Source organism: Shewanella sp. SM32 (assembly GCF_025654235.1).
GTDB classification, from domain to species: domain Bacteria; phylum Pseudomonadota; class Gammaproteobacteria; order Enterobacterales; family Shewanellaceae; genus Shewanella; species Shewanella oncorhynchi.
This window is the reverse complement of record NZ_JAKKRO010000134.1, coordinates 1-2355: the sequence shown is the minus strand read 5'-3', so window position 1 is coordinate 2355 and position 2355 is coordinate 1. Positions and strand designations below refer to the sequence as shown.

The window sequence follows — 2355 nt, the reverse complement described above, 5'->3', positions numbered from 1 at the left end:
TGATGGTTCAATGCCTGTTGTGGCTAGTTGGTTTACACGCACAGCAACAGGGCTGGGATAAGCATTTTCAGGCCAATACCATTGGGCATCGAACGGTACTCTCAACGATTCGCTTGGGATTGGAGGTACTCAGGCGGCCTGATTATCAAATCACGGAGAAAGAATTGCTGGCGGCCTGGGTATTATTCGCCAATCAGTTGCTCAAATATGGCTATGCTATGGCTGATTTATGAGGGGATCCTTCAGGGTCTAGCCAATGATGCTAATCTCTCTGGGCGTTTACAAGCAAATATGTTAATGGTTCGCATGAATGTGCTGGGTTATCTAAATACGCAAAGTGATAACAATATTGCTCAATATAAAGACTATTTTGATAAAATGAAAACCTTGTTAATTCAGAGTAAAAAGGAAATTCAGCAACCTGAACGTGCACAAATTATTGATAGTGTCGATTCAGCTATCACCCAATATAACAATACTTTTTCTATTGTAGTCTCGCTAACGGAACAACAAAATCGTGTCCTTAATGAACAACTTGTCCCTCTCGGAGAGGTAATGGAAAAAGCTATAGCTTCAATTATACAATCGGCTTACATTGGCAATGATGGCCAAGCTGTCTATCACGCATCCCATGTTCAAGAACGGTTATTATTTGGACGTTTATTTGTATCAAAGTTTCTTAATTCTAATAGTCAGCAAGATTATATTTTGGCTATCAATGCTATAGACACCAAGTTATTAGAAGAAGCCGCAGAGCTTAAGCAGTACTTGTCAGATCCCGTTCGTCAATCATTATTGTCAGAGTTCTTGACGGCGCATCAGAATTATATAAATAGCTTGAATGACATTCATCGACTTATCAAAAATAAAAATGAGCTTTTTGAAAATACGCTGAGTATCATTGGTCCACAGGTTGCTCAGAGTGCGGAAGACCTAAAAATATCTGTTGTGACTGAACAAGATATATTAGGCTCAAGCGTTAAAGTTAATACACATAACAGTATCAATCTTACTCTTTTTCTATCTATTATTGCCATCGTAATGGGGTCCATTGCTGCCTATTTGCTGACAACTTCTATTACTCGTCCAATCCGTCTAGCAGTAAAAGCCGCTAACCAATTGGCACTGGGTGACTTGACGATTGAGTTCACTCATTTTAGTCAAGATGAAATGGGGCAGTTAATTGAATCTATTCAAGGAACTGCAACTAACCTGAGGAATATTATTGCTACAATATCAAGTGCTAGTATTGAACTCGCTTCTGCTTCACAAGAGTTGGCTGTTGTTACGGAACAATCAAGTCAGGGGATAGTAAATCAGCGTATTGAAACTGATTTGGTCGCAACGGCGATGAACGAAATGGCAGCGACTGTTAATGATGTCGCCAGTAATGCTGCTAATGCAGCCATTGCAGCGAATGAAGCGGACAAAGATGCACGGTTGGGTAGTCAGGTGGTAGAAAAAACAATTTTAGCCATTACTTCGCTTTCTGATAGCGTGAATGAATCTTCGGAGAAGTTGAAAGAAGTCGAATTGGCTACCATTAATATTGTCAAAATTTTGGATGTAATTCGAAGTATTGCCGATCAGACTAATTTACTGGCACTCAATGCTGCGATTGAAGCAGCTCGAGCAGGCGAACAGGGGCGTGGCTTTGCCGTCGTCGCAGATGAAGTTCGCTCGCTTGCTCTGCGAACCCAGGGATCTACACAAGAAATTCAACATATGATTGAGCAGCTTCAAGCAGGAACACAAAGTACGGTAGTAGTGATGGTACATGGGAGAAATCAAGCAGCAGAATGTGTGGAACAAGCAAATGCTACTGGGCGCGCATTGCAGGCAATTACTCAAGCTATTAGTGTTATTAATGACATGAATATTCAGATAGCAAGTGCATCCGAGCAACAGAGCTCTGTTGCAGAGAGCATTAATGAGAATGTGATTAATGTAAAAAATATTGCTGAGGAAAATGCGATTGCTGCAAACCAAACAAGAGCATCAACGAGTGAAATTGCACATTTATCAGAACAGTTAAAAGAATTAGTAGAACAATTTAAGATTTAGTTTCATATTGTTATAGAGGCATATCATATTGATATGCTACTGTTTTTATTGTCATCCCAAAACCACCGCCTCTGGCGGTGGTGATTGTTCCTTGAGGCTATAGCCTGAATTACGCCCATGCTAAAAGAGACTTCTTATTCACCACAAGTAAGAGGAAACGAAAAGCATGGGCGATTATAGAAGTTCATCACATGTTTATTGGCGTTGCAAATATCATATTGTTTGGACTCCGAAGTACCGTTTTAAAATTTTAAAAGGAAACCTTGGTAAGGAGTTATACAGGTCAATTTA

The 2355-nt window shown here is 40.0% G+C and carries 2 protein-coding genes and 1 pseudogene; all 3 read left to right on the top strand.

Annotated features, from left to right (window positions below; all coding sequences use genetic code 11):
• Window positions 1–233: pseudogene (locus tag L5M10_RS23640) on the top strand (IS4 family transposase); the annotation flags it as partial.
• Window positions 208–2064: a methyl-accepting chemotaxis protein gene (locus tag L5M10_RS23635; protein WP_263256075.1), complete on the top strand. Its 1857-nt coding sequence runs from the start codon at window positions 208–210 to the stop codon at window positions 2062–2064. The pseudogene L5M10_RS23640 and the gene L5M10_RS23635, both read left to right, overlap by 26 nt.
• Window positions 2065–2230: 166 nt before the next feature.
• Window positions 2231–2355, top strand: a 125-nt coding sequence (locus tag L5M10_RS23630) for a transposase (protein WP_263197725.1), incomplete at its 3' end; no start/stop codon positions are given.

Excerpts from the sequence above, each read along its gene's own strand:
- L5M10_RS23635 (WP_263256075.1), top strand. The coding sequence starts at position 208 with ATGGCTATGCTATGGCTGATTTATGAGGGGATCCTTCAGGGTCTAGCC.